Below are 20076 nucleotides of genomic sequence, written 5' to 3' on the forward strand. Positions count from 1 at the left end.
TGCGGCGAAACACGGCAATAGTTGCATTGCAAATGCAGCTTTATTTGAAATGCTTGACCCAGTTTAGGAATGCGTACGGACTAGTCACTTTGGCCGATTGTCCGGTGCGGCCGCGGCTTCTAACATGCAGCCGAGATACCACTTAAAAGGAGGCCGCCATGGCCCTCATGACCATCGAAGAAGCCCGTCCGGCGCAGCCACCTGCCGGCCACGGCGCGCCGCTGTTCGCGCTCGGGTTCCGCCCGTTCTACCTGCTGGCCGCCGCGTTCGGCGCGCTCGCCGTGCCGCTGTGGATCGCGGCGCAGGCGGGCGTGCGGCTGCCCGTGCGCATCGACATGCTGTGGCACATGCACGAAATGGTGTTCGGCTTCGCGCTGGCCGTCGTCGTCGGCTTCCTGTACACGGCCGGCTACAACTGGACGAAGCTGTGGACCCCGCGCGGCAAGGCGCTGGCCGCCATCGCCGCCGTGTGGGTGGCGGGGCGGATCGCCATGCTGGCCGCGCCGCCCGTCATCGGTGCCGTCGTGGACGCCGCGTTCCTGCCGGTCGCCGCGTGGCCGCTGTTCCGCGTGCTGAAGCAGTCGGGGAACATGCGCAACATGTTCCTCGTCGGCCTGCTGGCGCTGCTCACGTTGACCAATGTGTGCTATCACGCGGCCGCATTGGGTTGGCTCCGCGCGGATCCGCTGGCGCCCGTGCACGCCGCGATCCTCCTGATCGTCGTGATCGAGATCGTGATCGGCGGTCGCGTGATCCCCATGTTCACTCGCAACGGCGCGCCGGGCACTTTGCCCGTGCAGGATGCGCGCCGCGACACATGGGCGCTGGCACTGACCGTGCTGGCGGGTCTCGCATGGACGTTCGGCCTGCCGGCTCCCGTCACCGCCAGCCTCGCGCTGTTCGCGGCCGTCGGCCAGGCTGTCCGCCTGCTCGGCTGGCAGCCGTGGCGCACGTGGCGCAATCCGCTGCTGTGGATCCTGCATGTCTCGTACTTCTGGATCCCGTTCGGCTTCCTGCTGCTGGCGCTGGCCCAGTACGGCGTCGTCACGGGCAGCGCGGCGCTGCACGTGCTGACGGTCGGCGCGCTCGCCGGCCTGATCATGGGCATGATCACCCGCACGGCGCTGGGCCACACGGGCCGTCCCCTGAAGGCCGGCCGCGGCGAGACCGCGATGTTTGTGCTCGTGCAGGCGGCCGTCGTGCTGCGCTTCGCCGCCGGCGTGGTGCCGGCCTGGCGTGATGCGGGCCTGGTGCTCGCCACCATGTGCTGGACCGCCGCCTTCCTCGCCTACCTGGCGGTCTATGTGCCTTACCTGACCTCCGCCCGCATCGACGGCCGTGAAGGCTGAACCGGAGTGACCATGCATCCCACCATCGAATTCGACGCCGACCTGATCGCCCGCATGACCCAGCGCGGTCCGCGCTACACGTCGTACCCCACCGCGGACCGTTTTACCCCGGCGTTCGGCGCCGGCGAGTTTGCCGCCGCCGCACGGCCGGGCAAGCCGCTGTCGCTGTACGTGCACATCCCGTTCTGCGAATCGCTGTGCTACTACTGCGCGTGCAACAAGATCATCACGCACGACCGCGCGAAGGCCGCGACATACCTGGGCTACCTGCTGCGCGAGATCGACATGCAGGCCGCGCTGTTCGCGGACGGCGCCGTCGTCGAGCAGCTGCACTTCGGCGGCGGCACGCCGACTTACCTCAGTGACGACCAGATGGGCGACCTGCTGGGCATTCTCCGCAGCCGTTACACGTTCGCGGCCGACGACGTCGGCGAGTTCTCGATCGAGATCGACCCGCGCACCGTGGACGCGCGCCGCATCCGCACGTTGCGCAGGCAAGGGTTCAATCGTCTGTCGCTGGGCGTGCAGGACTTCGACGAGGACGTGCAGCGCGCCGTCAACCGCATCCAGCCGGAAGCGCTGACGCGCGACGCCATCGCCGCCGCGCGCGACGCGGGCTTCCGCTCCATCAGCATCGACCTGATCTACGGCCTGCCGCTGCAGAACGTGACGACGATGACGGCCACGCTGGACAAGGTCGTCGCCGCGGCGCCGGACCGGATCTCCGTCTACAACTATGCGCACATGCCGCAACTGTTCAAGTCGCAGAAGCTGATCCGCGACGAGGATCTCCCGGACGGCGCGACGAAGCTGGCGATGCTGGGCCTGTGCATCGAGAGGCTCGGCGCAGCGGGCTATGTCTACATCGGCATGGACCACTTCGCCCGGCCGGACGACGAACTCGCGCGCGCCCAGCGCGATCGTACTTTACACCGCAATTTCCAGGGCTATTCGACGCATGCGGAGATCGACATGGTTGCCTGCGGCGTGTCGGCCATCAGCGCCGTGAACGGCACCTATGCGCAGAACGAGAAATCGCTCGAACCGTATTACGCGCGCCTCGATCGTGGCGAACTACCCGTGGCGCGCGGGCTGGCGCTGTCCGGCGACGACCTGTTGCGGCGCGACGTGATCCAGAAGCTGATGTGCGACTTCGCGCTCGACCTGCGCGACCTCGCGGCGCGCTGGGACGTCGACGTCCCAGCGCGCTTCGCGCCGGAGCTGGCACGGCTGGCCGAACTGGCGCAGGACGGCCTGTTGACCGTGGCGCCGGACCGCATCGACGTCACGCCGAAGGGGCGGCTGCTGGTGCGTAATATCTGCATGGTGTTCGATGACTATTTCGGCAAGCCCGCTGCCGTGCCGTTGCAAAGGATGCAGTATTCGCGCACCGTGTAGGCTTGGCAGAGAGTCCAGACTGTATTCACGACGACACAGTTTCTGCAAATAGGCGAACATTCTCTACGGCAATGTTCTATATTCTCGACATACGGCTTGATTCTTCTCAAGCTTATCGAGTATTGCCAAACTGCCATGAATGCAGCCACCTCACATCTACCCGCGCCCATGACGCCGTCGACGCCGCCTTGCCCCGAGGGCTATGTCGCGCTCGAATGGCTCGAACATGCGCCCGGCTTCGTCGCCTTCGTCGTCGGTCCCGACCTCGTGTTCGCCCACGCGAACGACGCTTACAAACGCCTGGTGGGACGCGCCGACCTGATCGGCCTGCCGATGGAGGTCGCGCTTCCGGAAGTGGCGGAGCAGGGCGTCGTGGCGCTGCTGAAATCCGCGCTGACCACGGGCGAACCGGTCGTGCACCGCGCCTGGCCGGTGCGGCTGCCCGGTCCCGACGGCGCACCGCAACAGCGCTACGTCGACTTCGTGGCGCAACCCGTGCCGCACAGCGAGTCGCAGGGCGGCGCCGGTCTCCTGATCCTGGGCAGCGACGTGACGATGGAGACGGTGTCGCAGCGCGACCTGCAGTTCACGCTGACGCACGACGTGCTCACGGGCCTGCCGAACCACGCCCTGTTCCGCGACCGCCTCGAACACGCGCTGCGCCGCGCGGCGCGCGTCCAGCATCCGGTGCACGTGGCGGCGCTGCAGCTCGACCTGTTCAAGCGCGTCCACGCGCTGGTCGGCCGCGAAGGCGGCGAGCATATCCTGGTCGAGATCGCGCGGCGCATCGAGCGCGCCGCCGGGCCCGACGTCACGGTCGCCCGCGACGGCGGCGACAAGTTCCTGCTGCTGCTGGAAGGGACGCAGCAACCGCAGGCGGCGGTGCGCATCGAGGACATCGTCCGGGCGGTGGCGGAGCCGTTCGAACACGATGGACATGGCGTGTACGTGACCTGCTGCGTGGGCGCCGCGGCGTTCCCCCTGAGCGGCGCCACGGCGGAAGACCTGCTGCTCGCCACCGACCGCGCGCTCGCGTGCTCCCAGGAAGCGGGTGCCGGCACGCAGTGCTGGGACGATACGCTGCCCGCGGATGGCGGCCTCGACCGCATGCGGATCGGCTTCGCGCTGCGCGAGGCGCTCGCGGGCGACGGCCTGTCCTTGCGCTACCGGCCGCGGGTCGACCTCGTCTCCGGCGCGATCTGCGCCGTGGAAGCGACGGTCTGCCTGGACCATGACGGCGCCGCGGTGCCGGCGGCCACCCTGCTCGGCGTGGCGGAAGAGTGCGGCCTGGGCGGCGCGCTGGCCGACTGGGTACTGCGCCGCGCCGCCGCGCACGCCGCGCAGTGGCGTGCGCAGGGACACACCGCGCTGCGCGTGGGCGTCCACCTGACGGCGCGCCAGCTCGCGATGTGCGACCTGGAAGGGACGATCCTGCTCGCGCTCGCGGAGGCGGGCGTGCCGCCGACCTGCCTGGACCTGGAACTGGCCGAGAACCTGCTGGCGGAAGACGTGGACCGCCTGGCCGGTTGCCTGCGCGCGTTGCGCGACAAGGGCATCCGGCTGGGCCTCGACGGCTTCGGGACCGGTTCATCGAGCCTTGTCAACCTGCAGCGCCTGCCGATCGACGTGCTCAAGATCGACGGTTCGTTCATCGCGCGCGTGCCCGACGGGGACGGCGCGGCGGCCGTCGTGGATGCGATCGTCACGATGGGCCACAGCCTGGGCATGCGCGTCGTCGCCGACGGTGTCGAGCGCGAAGGCCAGTGCGATTTCCTGGCGCGCCACATGTGCGACGCGGTGCAGGGCGATTTCGTGTCGGGGCCGGTGCCGTTCGACGCGATGACCGCGCAACTGCAGACGGGCCCCGGCCTGGCGCCGCGCCTGCTGCGCTTCAACCGCACGCAGCCGACCTTGCTGCTCGTCGACGACGAGACCAGCATCGTGTCGTCGCTGCGCCGCCTGCTGCGCGGCGACGGCTACCGCATCCTCACCGCGAACAGCGGCAGGGAAGGCCTGAAGCTGCTGGAAGAACACACCGTCGACGTGATCGTGTCCGACCAGCGCATGCCCGAGATGACCGGCGTCGAATTCCTGCGCGAGGTGCGCCGGCTGTATCCGGACACCGTGCGCATCGTGTTGTCCGGCTATACCGAGCTGCAGACGGTGACGGACGCCGTGAACGGCGGCGCGATCTACAAATTCCTGACGAAGCCCTGGGACGACGAGCAGTTGCGCAGCCACATCCAGGAGGCGGTCGCGTACGGCGCGATGGCCAACGAGAACCGCGTGCTGACCCTGGAAGTGCGCACGGCGAACCAGAAGCTCGCGGCCGTGAACCGCCAGCTGGAATCCGTGCTGGCGCGCCAGCAGAGCGACATCGAACGGGGCGAGATCAGCCTCGACATCGTCCACGAGGCGCTCGACAACGTGCCCGTGCCGGTGCTGGCGAGCGACGATACCGGCACCATCGTGCTGGCCAACCGCGCGGCGCACGGGCTGTTCGCGGCGCAGGGACAGGTGCAGGGCGCGGTGCTGGGATGCGAGCTGCGCCAGTTGTTCCCCGGCCTGCCGGAGCCGTTGCCGGAAGGTTCGAGTTTCGCGTTCGAACACCGGCTCGGCGAGCATCGGCTTCATGCCCGCATGCAGCCGATGGGCAACGGCACCCAGTCGCGGGGCTGGCTGATCGTCATCGAGCAGGACCGGATGGCGGCGCCGGCATGACGACGAGCGTGGTTCAACTCACCCAGGTGGTGCAGCGCCTGCGCGACCTGCCGGCGCTGCCGTCCGTCGTGCTCGACCTGATCAGTTCGTTCGGGCGCGAGGACGTCGACGTCACGACCCTGGCCGAGAAGATGTCGCGCGACCAGGCGATGGCCGCGAAAATCCTGCGCCTGGCGAATTCGTCGTTCTACGGCCTGCCCGCCAGGGTGAAAACGGTCAAGCAGGCGATCGTCGTGCTCGGGTTCGACAGCGCGCGGGCGCTGGCCGTGGCGGGCAACGTCATCGACCGCTTCGGCGCCGCCGGCCAGCCCAGGGTCGACGTGGCCTATTTCTGGCGCCATTCGATCGCGACCGCGCTGTGCGCCCGCAGCCTCGCGCGCCACGCGGGGCTCGACCAGGACGCGGCCTTCATCGGCGGGCTGCTGCACGACATCGGCCGGCTCGTGCTGGCGACCAGCTTCCCCGAGCAGTATGCGCGGGTGATCGCGGAGTACGATGGGGCGGACCTATCCGCCGTCGAGCTGCGCGTGCTCGGCGTGGACCACGAACGCGCCGGCCAACTGCTCGCCGAGGCGTGGAAGTTCCCGCCGGTGATCCAGCGCGCGATCGGCCAGCACCACGCACCGGCCGCGGCCGACCTGGCCGACATCCCCGGCGTCGTGCACGTGGCGAACGGGCTGGTACATGCGCTCGATCCAAACGGGCGCATGGCCGGCGTGGCGGCGGCCAACCTCGGGCTGCTGCCGGAACAACTGGCCGCCGTGTGCCGCGAGACGGAAGGGCAATTCGAGGAAGCATGCCGGCTTTTGATGCAAGATCAGCGATGAACGACAATACTCAGTCATGAACATGTTTTCCGCCACCGCGCGCACGGATGCGCCCGCGGGCACGATCCTGTGCGTCGACGACGAGCCGAATATCCTCGCCTCGCTGCGCCGCCTGTTCCGCCGCGAAAACTACAAGGTCCTGGTTGCCGGCAGCGCCGCGGCCGGGTGGGCCGTGCTGGAAGAGGAGCACGTCGACATCGTGATTTCCGACATGCAGATGCCGGAAGTGAACGGTACGGAATTCCTCGAACGCGTGCGCCAGCGCTGGCCGGACACGCTACGCCTGCTGCTGACGGGCCATGCCGACCACGAGGCCACCATCGGCGCGATCAATCGCGGCGAGGTCTACCGCTACATCACGAAGCCGTGGAACGAGGATGCGATGCTGCTCGTCGTGCGCGACGCGCTGGAACGCCAGTCGCTGCAACGCGAAAAGATCCGGCTGGAAGAACTGACGCGCCAGCAGAACGAGCAGCTGCGCGACCTGAACGCGAACCTGGAACAGCGCGTGCGCGACCGGACGGCGGAACTGTCCGCGGCCCAGAAATCGCTGCAGGCCTCGCACGAACGCCTCAAGAACAACTTCCTTACGCTCATCAAGGTGTTCTCGAGCATGGTCGAGACGCGCGCCGGCGCCGTGCCCGGCCACGGCCGCCGGGTCGCCGACCTGGCGCGCCGCATCGCCATCCGCATGGGCCTGCCGGCCCGCGAGGCGCAGGACATCTTCGTGGCGGGCCTGCTGCACGAAATCGGCAAAACCGGATTTCCCGACGGCCTGATCGGCATCCCCGAATCGGTGCTGAAAGGCGACAACCTCGGGCTCTACCGCAAATACCCGCAGCTGGGCGAACAGATCCTGATGCCGCTCGAGGAATTGCGTGAGGCGGCACGCATCATCGGCGCCCACCGCGAGCGCTTCGACGGCGCCGGCTTCCCGGAAGGCATGGGCGGCTTCGACATCCCGCTCGGCGCGCGCATCCTGGCGGTGGCCCACGATTTCGAGGCGCTGCAGCGTGGCCTGCTCGCGCAGCGCCGGGCGGATGCGGCGCAGGCGACGGAACTCGTCGCGGAAAGCCGCGGCAAGCGCTACGATCCGGAGGTCGTCGAAGCGTTCTACGATATCCGCACCGGGCGCAGCGTGGCCGAGGTGATCGCCGAAGTCGCGTTGGGCACGGCCCAGCTCAAGCCGGGCATGGTGCTCACCCGCGACCTGGTATCCCCGGAAGGGACGCTGCTGCTGTCGGCCGACCATGTCCTGTCCGACCGGATGCTGAAACAGCTCGCCGAATACGAGCGCCGCTCGTCGATCGAATTGCAACTTTACGTGAAGTCAGGGTCTCCCGATGCGCCGCATTCTCATTCTTGACGACGAACCGTCCGTGCTGAGCGCCCTGCGGCGCACCCTGCGCGCGGCATTCCCGCCGGACGACGTCGTGATCGAAGCGTTCGACGAACCGGAAGCGGCCGTCCTGCGCGCGGGCGAACAGGACTTCGACGTCGTCATCTCCGACTACCGCATGCCCGGCCTGAACGGCGCCGACGTGCTCCAGCTCATGAAAGGCCTGCAGCCGGAAGCGGTTCGCATCGTCGTGTCCGCGACGACGGAAATCCTCGAAGTGGCCGATGCCGTCAACCGCGCCGAAGTGTTCCGCTACCTGGCCAAGCCGTGGCAGCAGGAAGAACTCGTCGCGACCGTGCGCGAAGCGTTTGCGCGCCGCGACCGGTTCGCGCCGTCGCGCCCGGCGCCGGCCGGCGGACGGGACGATGTGCTGCGGCGCCTGGAACAGGACGAGCCCGGCATCACCCGCGTCGACTGGGACGAAGACGGCAATATCCGCCTGTTCTGAGCCCGCGATCCCGTCCGGATCGGTGGGAAATCCCGTCTTGGCGTCTTGAAATCGTTACCACTATGTGGATTGAATTGCCATAAGGCAATTTCTTTGACACAATCCAGCGCATAACAATGTACGTTGGCGCGGGGGTGACGGTATGGGTTGGATTTCTCGTTTGATGGGCGGTTCGGACGGCGGCGCCAGCCAGTCCGCGGCGACGGCGGCCAAGGCCGGCGAGCAGAAACTGGAGCAGGCACGGCAGCTTGAGCGCATCGGCCACGACATCGATGCGGCCTATTACCGCTGGCTGACGGGCTCGGCCCGTTTCGACGCCGCTCCCGACGTGGAAAACGGTATCCTCGACGAGGTCCGCGCGCTCGCGGCCCGTCCGGACGATGCGGCCGGGCTCGTGCCGCGCGTCCCCGAAGTCATCCCCCAGCTGCTGGGCAGCCTGGGCGAGGAAGACGTGTCGACCGGCGACCTGTCGCGCCTCGTCGTGCAGGACCCCGTGCTCGTGGCGGAAGTGATCCGCGAGGCCAACAGCGCGTTCTATCGCCCCATGACGAAGGTCGACACGGTCGGCGCCGCGATCAAGCTGCTGGGGCAGAACGGCCTGCGCATGGTGCTGGCGCGCGTCGCGTTCCGGCCCGTCATCAACATGGACTCGGACGGTTTCGCGCGCCGGGTCGCGCCGCACGTGTGGGAACAGTCCGAGCGGTGCGCGCTGGCCGCGAGCCTGATCGCGCCGGGGATTCCCGCCGGTGGATTCGAAGCGTACCTTTCCGGCCTGATGCAGAACGTCGGCCTGATCGTCGCATTCCGCCTGTGCCCGGACCGCGCCGTGCCCGGTTCCACCGGGTTCAGCAGCCAGTTGCTCGCCCTGGGGCGGCAGATGTCGGCCGGCATCGCCCGCCACTGGGAATTCCCGGCGGAGGTCGCCCTTGCCATCGAACAGGCGGGCGCGCCGGACGCATCCAACCTCGCGCGGGCGCTCGCGCAGGGCGACCGCATCGCCAAGCTGCGGCTGCTGATCGATGCCGGCGCCGTGACGGAGGACGATGCCCTCGTCACGGATGGACTCGACAGCTTCCAGCGCCGTTGCCTCGGCAAGCTGGCTCACGTCGAAAGCTAATCGATTACCCACACGCTTCGTGTGGAATGTCAATTTTCCGCAACATTATATCGATAACCCCTGTCGTTTAATTTGCGACAGAATTATCGAATTTGCGGTATTTTAAGATGCGCGTGGGCGATTTATTGCTAGAAATTTCAGGAAATCTACAGGTTTAGCCATTCTTCCTGCATGGAGAACCTGTACATACATCCATAGCATGCACGGCCGCGGTGAGACGCCGCTCTCAAGGTCCGCTACGATCAGGCTCATGCGAGGAATGCCAGCGGTCGCATGGCATCGCATCGACAGGAGATGGTCATGAATCCCTCCGCTTTTGCGTCCGAAGCGGCGTTGCCGGCGCGGCAACCGGCAGCCATGCAGGTCCTTGAGTTCATTTGCCGGGGGCAGCGCTTTGCCGTGCCGCTGACAACGGTGCGGCGGGCCGTGCTCAGCGCGCGGCCGGTGCCGTTGCCGGGCGCTTCGGAGATCGTGCTCGGCGTGCTCGACGTGGGCGGCGACACCGTCACCGTCCTCGATTTCGCCCTTCGTGCCACCGGCCGCCCGACGGTGATCTCGCCCACCCAGCAATTTCTCATCGTCGAGATGGACGGCTTCCTGTGCGCGCTCGTGGTGGACGCGGTCGTCGGCCCGGGTACGGCGGTCCCGGACAGCGCCTGGCCCGATGCCGCGGGCGCCGCCGGCTACGTCGACGGCGTGGTGCGCCTGCCGGACGGGCTCTGTCTCGTGGTCGACCCGGCCCGGTTCCTGTTCGATCACGAACGGGCGCAGTTGACGCAGGCGTTGGGAGCGGCAGGTGAGTGCCACTGACGACACCGTCGTCGCCGACGTGCTCGACCTCGCGGCGCAGCGGGTCGAGGCCGCGACGTGCCTGACGTTCGCGGGCCCGCGCCGCCGCCAGTTCGACGCCGCCCTGGACCGGATGGCCGACGCGCTGGGCCTGCCGGGCGCCGCGGCCTGCGCGTCGTGGCTGCTGGCGGGGCCGTGGGACGACGCGCGCGCCGCCCTGTGCGCACGCTTCCTGACCATCGGCGAGACGTATTTCCTGCGCGAGCCGCGCGCGTTCGACCTCGTGTGCGACCAGGCACGCACGCTGCTGGCGCGCGGTGCGGCGCGCCCGTTGCGCATCTGGAGCGCCGGCTGCTGCACGGGCGAGGAACCGTATTCGATTGCGCTGGCGCTGCGCCGCGGCGTGCCGCAGCTGCCGCCCGAGCGGGTGGACATCCTCGCCACCGACCTGAACGACGCCTTCCTCGACGTCGCCCGCACGGGCATCTACCGGCGCTGGTCGTTCCGCCGCGCCGACCCGGCCGACCTGGCCGCGTTCTTCCGGCCGCTGGGCGACGGCCGCTACGAAGTCGATGCATCCCTGCGCGCCCAGGTGCGCTTCGCGAACCTGAACCTCGCGAGCGACACCTATCCGTCCGCGCTGGACGTCATCTTCTGCCGCAACGTGCTGATGTACTTCGGGCCGGACCAGGCCGCGCGCGTCGTCGCGCGGCTGCGCGACAGCCTCGTCGACGGCGGCTGGCTCGTCGTGAATGCGAGCGAGGCGTCGACCCGGCTGTTCCAGGGTTTTACGCCCGTGTACCTGGAGGACGCCGTGTTCTTCCGCAAGGACGCATTGCCCGCGCCCGCGCCGGTGCCGCCGGTGCCGCCGGTGGCTGCCGGCGCGCCGGTCGTGCGGGCACCCGCGCCCGTCCCCCGTCCCGAGCCGTTGGCGGCGGCCAGGCCGTCCGCGCCGGTCGCGGCGGACGATACGGCCATGGCGCGCGTGCACGCGCTGGCGCAAACGGGCGCGCGCGAAGAGGCGCTGCAATGCCTGCGCCGTGCCGTCGAGGCCGAGGCGCTGTCGGCCCCGTTGCAGCAGCGCGCCGCGCTGTTCGCGCTGGAGCACGGCGACCTGGCCCTCGCGCGCCATTGCGCGCGGCGCCTTCTGTATCTCGAACCGGACAGCGCGTTCGGCCATTACCTGTGGGCGCTGATCGAAGACGCCGCGGGCCGGCGGCCGCGCGCGCGCAGCCTGTTGCGCGACTGCCGGCGGCTGGCCGGTGCCGACGCCGAGCTGCTTGGCGCCGCCGGCGCCTGGCTGGAGCGCATGTCATGACGGCCGCCTTCGACTGGGAAGCCCTGTCGCGCCGGCTCGAAGCGGCGGGCGCGGGCCTGGCCGCGCTGGATCGCTTCGACCCCACGGCCCAGGAGCGCCTGCTCGCGGAGCGCGCGGCCGCGCTGGCCGCCGCGGGCGCCGCGCCGGAACCGGCAGCACCCACGGGCATCGAGGTGCTGGCCTTCCGCTGCGGCGGCGAGCGCTATGCGTTCGATTCGGCCTGGGTCGCGCGCGTGCTGCCGGCGCTGCCGCTGACCGCCTTGCCCGGCGTGCCGGGCGTCGTCGCCGGCATCGCGATGTGGGAAGGCGAGGTACTGGCCGTCGTCGACCTGCGCGTGCTGCTCGCGCTGCCGCTCACCGAGCTGGCCGAACCGGGCGCGCTGATCGTCCTGCGCGGCGAGGCCAACCGCTTCGCCGTGCTGGCCGACGCGATCGACGGCACCCGCCACTTCCCGCACGAGCACCTGGGGCACGACCAGCCGCTGCTGGCCGGCCAGGACGCCAGCTGGCTGCTCGGCGTCGCCCCCGACCGCACGGCGCTGCTCGACGCGCGGCGCCTGCTCGCCGATGCCGCGCTGACCGTGAATACGGACCACCAATAACAACAGGAGATTCCCATGCGCGCCCTTGCCGACCTTTCCACCCGCGCGAAACTGATGGTCGGTTTCGGATTGATCGTCGTGGCGATGGTGTTGTCCAGCTACTCGTCCTGGAACGGACTCGCGCGCCAGCGGGCGTTGCAGCAGCGCCTGTACAACGACGACCTGGCGGTCACGATGAAGGTGCTGGAACTGCGCAGCGCCATCAACCGCGAACGCGTGGCGCTGCTGTCCACGCTGGTCGCCGGCAGCGTCACCCAGGTGGGTTTCGGACGCCAGCTCGAGGCCGAGGAAGCGGCGATCCGGGGGCTGCTCGGCGAGCTCGCCGAGCACAAGAACGCCGATCAATCGTTTGCGGCGGACTATGCGCGCCTCGCCAACGCCTACCAGGAGTACGACAACGTGCGCGACAACGAGGTGCTCGCGCAGGTGCGGGCCGGGCAGCGCGCGGCCGCCGGCGAGGCCGCGACGGGGCGCCTGCAGAACACGTTCGACCGCCTGCGGACCGTCGCCGACGAGATCGCGACGAAGCAGATGGCGGAAGCGCGGTCGCGGATGCGCGACGGCGAGGCGCTCGTGGAAACCGCGGGCGCGACCCTGATCGTCCTGAACCTGGCGGTCGTCGCGCTGGCGTTCGCGAAGACGGTCTGGCTCAACCGCGCCATCGCCGTCCCGCTGCGCGACGCGACCGCCGTGGCCTCACGCATCGCGACGGGCGACCTGCGCGCCGACGTCCCGGCCGGCACGAGCCGCGACGAGGTCGGGCAGTTGATGCGCGCGCTGGGCGACATGGTGCAGTCGTGGCGTGTGCTCGCGGCCGAGACGACGCGCGGCGTCGCGACGCTGACCGGGGCCGCCGGCGAGATCCTGACCAGCAGCGCGCAGGCGGCGGCCAGCACGGCCGAGACGGCGGCCGCCGTGAGCGAGACCACCGCCACGGTCGAGGAGGTCAAGCAGACGTCGCTGCTGGCGTCCGAGAAGTCGCGCACCGTGTCGGAGGCGGCGCAGCGGGCCGCGCGCACGGCTGCCGACGGCAGGCGCGCGCTGGAGGACAGCGTGAAGGGCATGGGATCGATCCAGGAAAAGATGGAGGCGATCGCGAGCACCGTCGTGCGCCTGTCCGAGCGCAGCCACGCCATTGGCGAGATCACCGCGACGGTCGCGGGCCTGGCCGAGCAATCCAACCTGCTGGCCGTGAACGCGGCCATCGAGGCCGCCAAGGCCGGCGAACATGGCCGCGGCTTCGCCGTCGTGGCGCAGGAAGTCAAGAGCCTCGCCGAGCAGTCGCGCCAGGCCACGCGCCAGGTGCGCGAGATCCTGGGCGAGATCCAGAAGAGCGTGGGCGCGGCCGTGATGATCACGGAGCAGGGCGCCAGGACGGTCGCGCAGGGCGTCGAGCAGACGAATCAGGCCGGCGAGGCCATCCGCGAACTGGCGGATACCATGACGGAGGCGGCGCAGGCGGCGGTGCAGATCGCAGTGTCGAGCCAGCAGCAGCTGGCCGGCATGGACCAGGTGGTGCTGGCGATGGAGAACATCCAGCAGGCCAGCACGGAAAACGCGGCCGGCTCGCGCCAGGCGGAGGCGTCGGCGCGCAACCTGCATGCGCTGGGGCAGTCGCTGCGCCAGACCATCGACCGCTTCCAGTTCTGATCCCGCGATGAGCGACGAAGCGTTCCGGGAACGGTTGCGCGCCATCTTCGGCGAGGAGGCGCGCGAGCACCTGGCCCAGATCGACGTGAACCTGGTGGCGCTCGAGCAGGCGGGCGTGGGCCAGCGCGACGTCCTGGTCGAGCGCCTGCTGAAGGTGCTGCACACCCTCAAGGGCGCGGCGCGCACGGTCGACGAGCTCGAACTGGAGCGCCTGTGCCATGCGCTGGAAGGCATGCTGCCCGTCGTGCGCGCGCGCGCCACGGCCGAACAGTTCGACCTGCTGCACCGGGCCGCCGCGGCCGCGCGCCAGGTCGTCGACGCGCCTGGCCTGCGCAGCCGCAAGGTGGCCGGCCTGCTGGCGGCGCAGGTCGACGCCGCCGCGGGCGAGGCGCCGGTGCAGACGGCCGAAGCACCTGCGCCTGCGCCAGCGCCTGCGCCGGAAGAACCGGAATCCGTCGACGAGCCAGTCGAAGAGGCGGAGCAAAACCGGACCGACGAACGCATCCGCGTCGACGGCCGCTGCATCGATTCGATCCGCGCCCACGCGGAAGGCCTGCTGCCCGTCGAACTGAAGCTGCGCCATCACGTCGACGAATTGCGGCTGTTCGCGGCCGGGATCGCGACCCGGCGCCGCGAAGGGCCCGCTGCCTTCGATGACGAAGCCGTGCGCATCGAGCTCGCCTGCGCGCAGCTGGCCACCGGGCTGGAAAACACGGGCAAGGAATTGCATGCGGTGCGCGCCCGCCTGTTCGATGCGGTGCTGGAAACGGCGCTGGTGCCGGCCGCCGCCGCGTTCGGCGAATTGCCCGCGCTCGTGCGCAACCTCGCGCGCGGCCGCGGCAAGCAGGTGCGGCTCGAGACCTTCGGCGCCGACGTGGACCTCGACCGGCGCGTGCTGGGCGTCGTGCGCGAAGCGCTGATCCATCTCGTCACGAATGCCGTCGACCACGGCATCGAAACGCCCGACCAGCGCACGCGCGCCGGCAAGGATCCGGCCGGGCGCATCAAGATCGCGGTGACGCAGCGCGACGCGCGCATGGTGTGCGTGCGCGTGCGCGACGACGGCGCCGGCATCGACACGGACGCGGTCGCGCGCCGCGCCGGCGTGGATGCCGCCGAACTCGCGCAGATGAGCGATCAGCAGCGCCTGCAGCTCGCGCTGCGCGCCGGCGTGTCGACCCGGACCGAGGTCACGTCCGTGTCCGGGCGCGGTGTGGGCCTGGCCATCGTGGCGGACAAGGTGGCCGCCGCCGGCGGCCAGCTGGTCGTCGGCACGGTGCCGGGTGCCGGCGCGTCGTTCGAACTGCTGCTGCCGGTGGGCGTGGCGAGCCTGCACGCGCTGGTCGTGGAAGTCGACGGCCACCGCTACGCGCTGCCGCTTGCGGGCCTGGAAGCCGTGCGCAGCGCGGCGCAGGCGGCCGTCCGCACCGTCGAGGGCCGCGAGACCGTGCTGATGGGCGGCCGCGTGCTGCCGCTCGTGCGCCTCGGGGCGCTGTTCGGCACGACGCGGCCCGGCGGCGGCGCCGCAGCCGGAGAGGGCGTGGTGATCGCGGCGCAGGCGGGCGGCCAGGCGTTCGCCCTGCATGTCGACGCCATCGTCGCCGAGCAGGACCTGCTGCCCAAGCCCCTCGGCCCGCTGCTGCGCCGGGTGCGCTGGTTCAGCGGCGCGGCGCAGCTGGGCGACGGCACCCTCGCGCCCGTGATCGCGCTCGACGACATCGGCGCGCGCGGACTCGCGAACGCCGCCGCGGCGGCCGCGCCGGCGCCGACGGCAGGGCCGCGCAAGGTGCTCGTCGTGGAGGATTCCGTGACGTCGCGCCTGCTGCTCAAGCACATCCTGGAAGGCGCCGGCTATGCGGTAGACACGGCCGTCGACGGCCTCGACGCGCAATCGCGGCTGCGCACGGGGCGCTACGACGTGGTGGTGAGCGACGTCGAGATGCCGAACATGGATGGCCTCGCGCTCACCGCCAGCATCCGGGCGACGCCGGCCACCGCCGAGCTGCCCGTGATCCTGGTGACGTCGCTGCAGACGCCCGAGCAGCGCGAGGCCGGGCTGCGCGCCGGGGCGGACGCGTATTTCACCAAGGGCAGCTTCGACCAGGACCGCCTGCTGGCGACGGTGCGCCGCGTGGCGGGGATGGAGGGATCATGATCCGGGTATTGGTCGTCGACGATTCGAACTCCGTGCGCGCGCTGTTGATGCACATTCTCGGCACGGCCCCGGGCCTCGCGGTCGTGGGCTGCGCGGCCGACGGGGAGGAAGCGCTGAAACTCGCACGCGAGCTGCAGCCGGACGTGATCACGATGGACCTGCACATGCCGCGCATGGACGGCTTCGAAGCGATCCGGCGCATCATGCGCGATTGCCCGACGCGCATCGTCGTCGTCAGCGGCAGCGACGACCGGGCGGAAGTCGACGCCAGCTTCCGTGCGATCGAGGCGGGTGCGCTGGTGCTGGTGCGGCGGCCCCCCGGCATCGGCAACCCGGCGCATGCCGACCGCGCGCGCGACCTCGTGCGCACGGTGAAGGCGATGGCCGAGGTGCGCGTCGTGCGGCGCTGGAGCGATGCGCGGCGCGCGGCGCGTCCGCTGCAGGGGGCGCCGCGGCGCCTCGTCGCCATCGGCGCGTCGACGGGCGGCCCGACCGTGCTGCGCGACATCCTGGCCGAACTGCCGAAGGATTACCCGCTGCCCGTCGTGATCGTGCAGCACCTCGCGCCCGGGTTCATGGACGGCCTGGCGACCTGGCTGGCCGACGCCAGCGGCTACCCGGTGGACGTGCTGAAGGACGGTGCGCCGCTGACCGGCGGGCGCGCATGCCTCGTCCCGGAAGGCTGGCAGGCGGCGCTGGGCCCGGGGCTCGTCGGCCGGCTCGTGCCGGCGCCGCCGGAACACGGCATGCGCCCGTCCGTGTCGCACCTGTTCCGCGCCATCGATCCCGACTTGCGTGCCGCCACCGCGGCCGTCCTGCTGACCGGTATGGGCAAGGACGGCGCGGCCGAATTGAAGGTGTTGCGCGAACACGGCGCGCTGACGATCGCGCAGGACCGCGCGAGCGCCGTCGTCTACGGCATGCCGGGCGAGGCGTTGCGGCTGGACGCCGCGATGCTGGTGCTCGAGCCCGCGGAAATCGGCAAGGTGCTGGCGCGGTTGCCGGCCGAGCCGTTTCCGTCTTCTGTTTTCCCAACGAATGGAGACCATCCATGAGCACGTCTCCCGACAATGTCGTCGAACGCGATTCCGACCAAATGAGGGACAGCGCGAACGACATCGAGATCCTGGTGGTGGAGGACAGCGCCACCCAGGCCCGCCAGCTGGCGCAACTGCTGGAAACCGCGGGCTACCGCGTGCGCGTCGCCTCCGACGGCCGCGCGGGCCTGGAGGCTGCCCGACAGCGACCGCCGACGCTCATCGTCACCGACATCAACATGCCGCGCATGGACGGCTTCGAGATGTGCCGGGCGATCAAGCAGGATGCCGGCCTGCTCGACGTGCCGGTGATCCTGCTCACGTCCCTCTCCAGCCTGTACGACGTGATCAAGGGCCTCGACTGCGGCGCGGACAACTTCATCCGCAAGCCGTTCGAGGCGGACTACCTGCTCGGGCGCATCCGCTTCATCCTCGCCAACCGCGCGCTGCGTTCCAACGAGCGGGTGCAGCTGGGGATGAAGATCAACCTGGGCGGGCAGACCCATTTCATCACGGCGGAACGCCAGCAGATCTTCGACCTCCTCATCTCCACGTACGAGGAAGCGATCCACATGACGGAGCAGTTGCGCGCCCAGCAGGAGCGCATCGCCCATTCTTACCAGTCGCTGGAAGGGCTGTACCGGGTTGCGGAAGCGATCAACCCGGTGCTGTCGGAGCAGGACGTGGCCGAGCGTGCGCTCGACCGCGTGCTGGACCTGCCGGGCGTCACCGGCGCGACGATCCGCCTGCACGACCACGACGGCCGGCCCACGTTCGCGGTCGCGCGCGACGGCACCGGCGCGGTCATGGAGCCGTGTCATTGCTCACCGCCGGTGACCGGCGCCGTGGCGCGTTCCACCTGCCGCGGTTTCCCGAGCCTGCGCATTCCGCTGTCGACCGGCACGCGCAGCCGCGGCATGATGTGCCTGACCGTCGGCGACGGCCCGTTGGCCGAGGACGACCGCCAGGTGCTCGAGACGGTGGGCAGCCAGATCGCCGTCGCCGTCGAGCGCGCGCACCTGTACGGCAACATGGAGCGCCTGGTGGACGAGCGCACCGCCGCGCTCGAGTCGGAACGCGCGCTGCTGGCGGCCGTCGTGAACCTGTCCGGGGCGCTCGTCTGCGTGGTCGACGGCGACGGCAGCATCCGGTTGTTCAATCCGGCCTGCGAGCAGACGTCCGGCTGGCGCGCCGAGGAGGTGCTGGGGCGGCCGTTCCGCGACCTGTTCCGCCGCGCCGACAACGCGCCCATCGAGTTCAATGCGTCGCCGGCCGGCGCCGTCCCGGTGCAGCAGAGCGGCGAATGGGTCGCGCGCGACGGGTCCGTCCGCGCCGTGATCTGGTCGTCGACCATGCTGCGCCGCGTCGACGGCAGCGTGCAGTACGTCGTCACGGCGGGGATGGACGTGACGGAGCTGCGCCGCGCGGAAGAGAGCCTGCGCTATCTCTCCAACTTCGACCGCGAGACCGGTCTGCCGAACGACGTGCTGCTGCGCGACCGCGTGCGCCAGATGCAGGCCCGCGTCATCGACGGCAAGCCGCTGCTCGGCTACATGCTGCTGCGGCTGACGCGTTTGCAGGTGATCCGGGCCAGCGTCGGGCTGGAAGCGGAACAGGCGCTGCTGCGCCAGGCCGCCACCCGCCTGGGGGAACTCCAGGACGCCGACCTCACCGTCGCGCGCACGGGGGAGCGCACGTTCACGCTCGCCGCGCTGCGCGCGAACGAGGCGGAGCTGGCCGCGCTGGCGCGCCTGGTGCTGGAGCGCATGGACCAGGCGTTCGTCCACGACGGCGAGAACGTGCACCTGGACCCGTGCATCGGCATCGCGCTGTTCCCGAACGACGCCGACGACTACGACGGCCTCACGCAGGATGCGGAGGCGGCCCTGCAGCGCGCGCTGGCCAGCAAGGACGAGCGCTACGCGTTCTACCGGCCCGAGCTCAACGACGGCGTGTACGAGCGCTTCCGCTTCGAGAACGCGCTGCGGCGCGCGCTGGAGCGCGACGAGCTGATCGTCTACTACCAGCCGCAGGCGAGCCTCGCCACCGGGCAGCTCATCGGCTTCGAGGCGCTGCTGCGCTGGCAGCATCCGGAACTGGGCCTGATCCCGCCGGGCCGCTTCATCGGCCTGGCCGAGGAGACGGGCATGGTCCTGCCCATCGGCGAGCGGGTGCTGGGCCTGGCGTGCGAACAGTCGATGGCCTGGCAACGCGAGGGCCTGCGCGCGGTGCCGGTCTCGGTGAACCTGTCGGCGCGCCAGTTCTCGGAGCGGATCGTGGACACGGTCGCGAAGATCCTCGCCGAGACGGGACTCGAGCCGAAGCTGCTGGAACTGGAGCTGACGGAAAGCGCGTCGATGGAAGACCCGGAGAAGACCGTCGACATCCTGTGCAAGCTGAAGGACATGGGCGTGCGCCTGGCCATCGACGATTTCGGCACCGGCTATTCGAACCTGAACTACCTGAAGCGCTTCCCGGTCGACCGCCTGAAGCTCGACCAGTCGTTCGTGCGCGACCTGACGTCCGACCCGGACGACCTGGCAATCTCGCGCGCCGTGATCGCAATGGGCCACGGCCTGCGGCTGGAGGTGATCGCGGAGGGCGTGGAGACGGAAGGGCAGCTGGCGCTGCTGGCGCAGAACGGCTGCGACGAGGTGCAGGGCTATTTGTTCGGGCGGCCCGCGTCCGCGGACGATTGCGAGCGCATGCTGCGCGAGGAGAAGGCGCTCGCGCTGGAGAAACTGCAGCCGCAGCCCTACCACCGTACCATGCTGTACGTGGACGACGAGGTGAACCTGCTGGCGGCGATCCGGCGCGCGATGCGCCAGAGCGGCTACCGCGTGCTGGTGGCGAGCAGCGCGCGCGAGGCGTTCGAGATCCTCGCGACGACCGAGGTCGGGGTCATCGTGTGCGACCAGCGCATGCGGGGGATGAGCGGCACGGAATTCCTCGCGCGCGTGAAGCAGATGTATCCGCTCGCCGTGCGCATGGTGCTGTCGGGGTACACGGACCTGCAGTCGGTCACGGACGCCGTCAACCGGGGCGCGATCTTCAAGTTCCTGACGAAGCCGTGGATCGACACGGAACTGGACGAGGCGGTGCGCGAGGCGTTCGCGGAATTCGAGGCGAAACGGTTGCACGGGAACCCGTGAAGGAGGAGGCTGCTATCGCGCTTTTGGATACCCGCCCGGCCCATTTCATATAGGTGGGCGGGGGAGGCTGGCTCATACTTCAGGTTTCCCTTCTCATAACCATAACGACGAGAC

Annotated in this window: 14 protein-coding genes; all 14 read left to right on the forward strand. The window is 69.9% G+C overall.

Annotation, left to right across the window (positions count from 1 at the left end):
• The first annotated feature begins 158 nt into the window (after window positions 1–158).
• The 14 genes from P0M04_RS22685 to P0M04_RS22750 all read left to right on the forward strand — a co-directional run bounded on the left by P0M04_RS22685 (window position 159) and on the right by P0M04_RS22750 (window position 19962).
• Window positions 159–1349 carry an NnrS family protein gene (locus P0M04_RS22685; RefSeq protein ID WP_259449519.1) on the forward strand — a complete coding sequence of 397 codons (1191 nt, stop codon included), beginning with the start codon at window positions 159–161 and terminating at the stop codon, window positions 1347–1349.
• 12 nt (window positions 1350–1361) lie between these two features.
• On the forward strand, window positions 1362–2747 hold the full coding sequence (hemN, locus tag P0M04_RS22690) for an oxygen-independent coproporphyrinogen III oxidase (protein WP_259449518.1): 1386 nt from the start codon (window positions 1362–1364) through the stop codon (window positions 2745–2747).
• Window positions 2748–2882: 135 nt separating this feature from the next.
• Window positions 2883–5468 (forward strand): EAL domain-containing protein, encoded by a 2586-nt coding sequence (locus P0M04_RS22695; RefSeq protein WP_259449517.1) that lies wholly within the window; start codon window positions 2883–2885, stop codon window positions 5466–5468.
• On the forward strand, window positions 5465–6295 hold the full coding sequence (locus P0M04_RS22700) for an HDOD domain-containing protein (protein WP_259449516.1): 831 nt from the start codon (window positions 5465–5467) through the stop codon (window positions 6293–6295). Before P0M04_RS22695 ends, P0M04_RS22700 begins: the two co-directional genes overlap by 4 nt.
• Window positions 6296–6311: 16 nt before the next feature.
• Window positions 6312–7661, forward strand: a complete 1350-nt coding sequence (gene nosR / locus P0M04_RS22705; protein ID WP_259449515.1) for a response regulator c-di-GMP phosphodiesterase, NosR family — start codon at window positions 6312–6314, stop codon at window positions 7659–7661.
• On the forward strand, window positions 7639–8142 hold the full coding sequence (locus tag P0M04_RS22710; protein ID WP_259449514.1) for a response regulator: 504 nt from the start codon (window positions 7639–7641) through the stop codon (window positions 8140–8142). Before nosR ends, P0M04_RS22710 begins: the two co-directional genes overlap by 23 nt.
• A gap of 142 nt (window positions 8143–8284) precedes the next feature.
• Complete coding sequence (locus P0M04_RS22715; protein WP_259449513.1) at window positions 8285–9259, forward strand: HDOD domain-containing protein; 975 nt, start codon at window positions 8285–8287, stop codon at window positions 9257–9259.
• 300 nt (window positions 9260–9559) lie between these two features.
• Entirely contained in the window at window positions 9560–10069 is a 510-nt protein-coding gene (locus P0M04_RS22720) for a chemotaxis protein CheW (protein ID WP_259449512.1), read from the forward strand.
• Entirely contained in the window at window positions 10056–11366 is a 1311-nt protein-coding gene (locus P0M04_RS22725) for a CheR family methyltransferase (protein WP_259449511.1), read from the forward strand. Before P0M04_RS22720 ends, P0M04_RS22725 begins: the two co-directional genes overlap by 14 nt.
• Window positions 11363–11968, forward strand: coding sequence for a chemotaxis protein CheW (locus P0M04_RS22730; RefSeq protein ID WP_259449510.1), 606 nt, complete (start codon window positions 11363–11365; stop codon window positions 11966–11968). The genes P0M04_RS22725 and P0M04_RS22730 overlap by 4 nt, the downstream gene beginning before the upstream one ends.
• A 15-nt stretch (window positions 11969–11983) precedes the next feature.
• The gene (locus P0M04_RS22735) at window positions 11984–13618 is read left to right on the forward strand and encodes a methyl-accepting chemotaxis protein (RefSeq protein ID WP_259449509.1); all 1635 of its coding nucleotides are present in this window, start codon (window positions 11984–11986) and stop codon (window positions 13616–13618) included.
• A gap of 7 nt (window positions 13619–13625) precedes the next feature.
• Window positions 13626–15773, forward strand: a complete 2148-nt coding sequence (locus tag P0M04_RS22740; RefSeq protein WP_259449508.1) for a hybrid sensor histidine kinase/response regulator — start codon at window positions 13626–13628, stop codon at window positions 15771–15773.
• A complete protein-coding gene (locus P0M04_RS22745) occupies window positions 15770–16828 on the forward strand; it encodes a chemotaxis protein CheB (RefSeq protein ID WP_259449507.1) in 1059 nt (352 codons plus the stop codon). Before P0M04_RS22740 ends, P0M04_RS22745 begins: the two co-directional genes overlap by 4 nt.
• Window positions 16825–19962, forward strand: a complete 3138-nt coding sequence (locus tag P0M04_RS22750; RefSeq protein ID WP_259449506.1) for an EAL domain-containing protein — start codon at window positions 16825–16827, stop codon at window positions 19960–19962. The genes P0M04_RS22745 and P0M04_RS22750 overlap by 4 nt, the downstream gene beginning before the upstream one ends.
• Window positions 19963–20076: the final 114 nt, after the last annotated feature.

The sequence above is a fragment of the Telluria mixta genome, from assembly GCF_029223865.1.
GTDB classification, from domain to species: domain Bacteria; phylum Pseudomonadota; class Gammaproteobacteria; order Burkholderiales; family Burkholderiaceae_D; genus Telluria; species Telluria mixta.

Coding starts and splice junctions, on each gene's coding strand:
- P0M04_RS22720 (WP_259449512.1), top strand. CDS start 9,560: ATGAATCCCTCCGCTTTTGCGTCCGAAGCGGCGTTGCCGGCGCGGCAA.
- P0M04_RS22740 (WP_259449508.1), top strand. CDS start 13,626: ATGAGCGACGAAGCGTTCCGGGAACGGTTGCGCGCCATCTTCGGCGAG.
- P0M04_RS22685 (WP_259449519.1), top strand. CDS start 159: ATGGCCCTCATGACCATCGAAGAAGCCCGTCCGGCGCAGCCACCTGCC.
- P0M04_RS22735 (WP_259449509.1), top strand. CDS start 11,984: ATGCGCGCCCTTGCCGACCTTTCCACCCGCGCGAAACTGATGGTCGGT.
- P0M04_RS22710 (WP_259449514.1), top strand. CDS start 7,639: ATGCGCCGCATTCTCATTCTTGACGACGAACCGTCCGTGCTGAGCGCC.
- P0M04_RS22750 (WP_259449506.1), top strand. CDS start 16,825: ATGAGCACGTCTCCCGACAATGTCGTCGAACGCGATTCCGACCAAATG.
- P0M04_RS22715 (WP_259449513.1), top strand. CDS start 8,285: ATGGGTTGGATTTCTCGTTTGATGGGCGGTTCGGACGGCGGCGCCAGC.
- hemN (WP_259449518.1), top strand. CDS start 1,362: ATGCATCCCACCATCGAATTCGACGCCGACCTGATCGCCCGCATGACC.
- P0M04_RS22695 (WP_259449517.1), top strand. CDS start 2,883: ATGAATGCAGCCACCTCACATCTACCCGCGCCCATGACGCCGTCGACG.
- P0M04_RS22700 (WP_259449516.1), top strand. CDS start 5,465: ATGACGACGAGCGTGGTTCAACTCACCCAGGTGGTGCAGCGCCTGCGC.
- P0M04_RS22730 (WP_259449510.1), top strand. CDS start 11,363: ATGACGGCCGCCTTCGACTGGGAAGCCCTGTCGCGCCGGCTCGAAGCG.
- P0M04_RS22745 (WP_259449507.1), top strand. CDS start 15,770: ATGATCCGGGTATTGGTCGTCGACGATTCGAACTCCGTGCGCGCGCTG.
- nosR (WP_259449515.1), top strand. CDS start 6,312: ATGAACATGTTTTCCGCCACCGCGCGCACGGATGCGCCCGCGGGCACG.